Raw genomic sequence first — 3,206 nt, 5'->3', positions numbered from 1 at the left:
GTAATCTGTGGTGGCGGCAACCTACTCTCCCGGAAGTGACTCCAGTACCATCGGCGTAACGGGGCTTAACGGCTCTGTTCGGTATGGGAAGAGGTGTTCCCCCGCACCCTTGCCACCATCCCAGCTCTTCAAGTATTACCTCCTCTTACGAGGAGCGTAACGCTGGTTTCTTTCTGTATCTTTAAGAAAAAAGGAAATCACAAACACGCTAGCAAGCACTCTCAAGTCGTCGTATCCTGCGACCTTCAGGTCATTAGTACGGCTCGGCTGTAGCGCTCTCACGCCCTGCACCTGCCGCCTATCAACGTCATCGTCTCTAACGTCCTTCATAGAAGACTCATCTCCGGGCCGGCTTCGCACTTAGATGCTTTCAGCGCTTATCCAAACCCCACGTAGCTACCCGGCCGTGCCGTGGGCACAACAACCGGTTCACCAGCGGTGAGTCCACCCCGGTCCTCTCGTACTAAGGGCAGCCCCCGTCAATCTTCTTACGCCCACCACAGATAGGGACCGAACTGTCTCACGACGTTCTGAACCCAGCTCGCGTGCCACTTTAATCGGCGAACAGCCGAACCCTTGGGACCTTCTCCAGCCCCAGGATGTGACGAGCCGACATCGAGGTGCCAAACCTCCCCGTCGATGTGAGCTCTTGGGGGAGATCAGCCTGTTATCCCCGGCGTACCTTTTATCCTTTGAGCGATGGCCCACCCATGCGGAACCACCGGATCACTATACCCTGCTTTCGCACCAGATCGACTTGTCTGTCTCACTGTCAAGCTCGCTTCTGCTATTGCACTCCACAGCCGGTTACCAACCGGCCTGAGCGAACCTTTGGAAGCCTCCGTTACCCTTTCGGAGGCGACCACCCCAGTCAAACTACCCGCCAACCACGGTCCCTCACTTAGTGAGGTTAGACGCCAACAAAGAGAAGGGTGGTATTTCAACGTTGGCTCCACGATGCCTGGCGACACCGCTTCACTGCCTCCCACCTATCCTACACATCCCTGTGCCAGCGTCCATGATAAGCTGTAGTAAAGGTGCACGGGGTCTTTCCGTCCCGTGGCGGGTATCCGGCATCTTCACCGGAACTACAATTTCACCGAGCTCATGGCTGAGACAGTGCCCAGATCGTTACACCATTCGTGCAGGTCGGAACTTACCCGACAAGGAATTTCGCTACCTTAGGACCGTTATAGTTACGGCCGCCGTTTACTGGGGCTTCAGTTCAACGCTTCGAAGCTTGCGCCCCTAACGCCCCCCCTTAACCTTCCAGCACCGGGCAGGTGTCAGACCCTATACTGAATCTCTCGATTTCGCAGAGTCCTGTGTTTTTGGTAAACAGTCGCCTGGGCCTTTTCTCTGCGACCTCCGTGCCTTTAACAGCACAGTAGGTCCCCCTTCTCCCGAAGTTACAGGGTCAATTGGCCGAGTTCCTTAGCCATGATTCTCTCGCGCACCTTAGATTATTCATCTCGACTACCTGTGTCGGTTTGCGGTACGGTTGCCCGGACGATTAACGATAGCGGCTTTTCTTGGAAGCCCATCCCCGGCGCTATCCCGGTAACCCGAAGGTGACCAGGTACTATCGGCGTCCACCTATCTCCACGGATTTGCCAATGGAAACAATAGCTTCAGCCTTCAACGCACATTTCCCGCAGTGCGCGGCCAGTTCAGTACTCCGTCCCCGCTTCTCTCATCCGGCCAGTACGGGAATATTAACCCGTTTGCCCTCAGGTTCGGCTATCGCCTGCCCCTTAGGTGCCGACTCACCCACCGTTGATTGCCATCGCGGTGGAATCCTTAGTCTTACGGTGTGAAGGGTTCTCACCTTCATTATCGTTACTTATGCCTACATTTGCTTTTCTGACCAGTCCAGCCCGGCTCACGCCAAACCTTCACCCCAATCAGAATGCTCTCCTACCACAACCAGCCTCGAAAGACTGCTGTCCACGGCTTCAGTGGGTTGCTTCATGCCCGTTTATTATCGATGCCCGCCTCGCTCGACCAGTGAGCTGTTACGCACTCTTTAAAGGAATAGCTGCTTCCAAGCTAACCTCCTGGCTGTCTCGGCAACCGGACCTCCTTTGTTCAACTGAGCAACCACTTGGGGACTTTAGCCGGTGGTCTGGGTTGTTCCCCTCTCGGAGTCGGACCTTAGCACCCGACCCCTCACTCCCGCATCAATTCCCAGGCATTCGGAGTTCGTCAGAAGTTGGTAGGATGTGACTCCCCCTAGTCCTATCGGTAGCTCTACCTCCTGGGAATTTGTCATGCAAGGCTGTTCCTAAAAACATTTCGGAGAGTACGAGCTATTTCCGGGTTTGATTGGCCTTTCACCCCTATCCGCAGCTCATCCAAAAACTTTTCAACGTTTACTGGTGCGGTCCTCCATGACATGTTACTGCCACTTCAACCTGGCCACGGATAGATCACCCGGTTTCGCGTCTACCCCCACTGACTCAGCGCCCTGTTCAGACTCGCTTTCGCTTCGGCTCCCCTTCTTCAAAAGGTTAACCTCGCCAGTGACGGTAACTCGTAGGCTCATTATGCAAAAGGCACGCTGTCACTCCACTTAAGAGCTCCAACCGTTTGTAGGCGTCTGGTTTCAGGTTCTATTTCACCCCGCTGCTTGCGGTACTTTTCACCGTTCCCTCACGGTACTGGTTCGCTATCGGTCTCTGATGTGTATTTAGCCTTGGCAGATGGTGCTGCCAGATTCAGAGGGGGTTCCTCCGGCCCCCCCTTACTCAGGATCCCAACCCCACCAACTCACACTACCCGTACGGGTCTCTCACCCTCTGTGGATGTCCTTCCCAGAACATTCCGGTTTGTCAGTTGATTTGATGGTCGGTCCTACAACCCCGCAGCGGCCGTAACCGCTGTGGTTTGGGCTTGTCCGCGTTCGCTCGCCACTACTTACGGAATCACTATTGTTTTCTCTTCCTAAGGGTACTTAGATGTTTCAGTTCCCCTCGTTTGCCCCATCGTATGATGGTGATATGGCTTCACCATACCGGGTTGCCCCATTCGGAGACCAACGGATCAAAGGATGTGTGCTCCTCCCCGCTGTTTTCGCTGCTGTCCGCGTCCTTCATCGCCAATCAGAGCCATAGGCATCCCCCAGACGCCCTTCCTTGGCCGTAGCCATACTATACTCTCTGCGCTTGCAACGCAATTTGTGACTTCCTCTCTCTCAAAGAACATAT

The 3,206-nt window shown here is 54.7% G+C and carries 2 rRNA genes; both read right to left on the bottom strand.

Going from position 1 to position 3,206, the window contains the following annotated elements:
- Nucleotides 1–8 precede the first annotated feature (8 nt).
- A 5S ribosomal RNA gene (rrf, locus tag DUE52_RS31945) occupies nucleotides 9–120 on the bottom strand.
- 114 nt (nucleotides 121–234) lie between these two features.
- Nucleotides 235–3,144 (bottom strand): 23S ribosomal RNA (locus DUE52_RS31940).
- Nucleotides 3,145–3,206: the final 62 nt, after the last annotated feature.

Origin of the sequence: Larkinella punicea, from assembly GCF_003334855.1 — a bacterium.
GTDB classification, from domain to species: Bacteria; Bacteroidota; Bacteroidia; order Cytophagales; family Spirosomataceae; genus Larkinella; species Larkinella punicea.
Note: the sequence above shows the minus strand (reverse complement) of the source record. Positions and strands in the feature narration are given on the sequence as shown.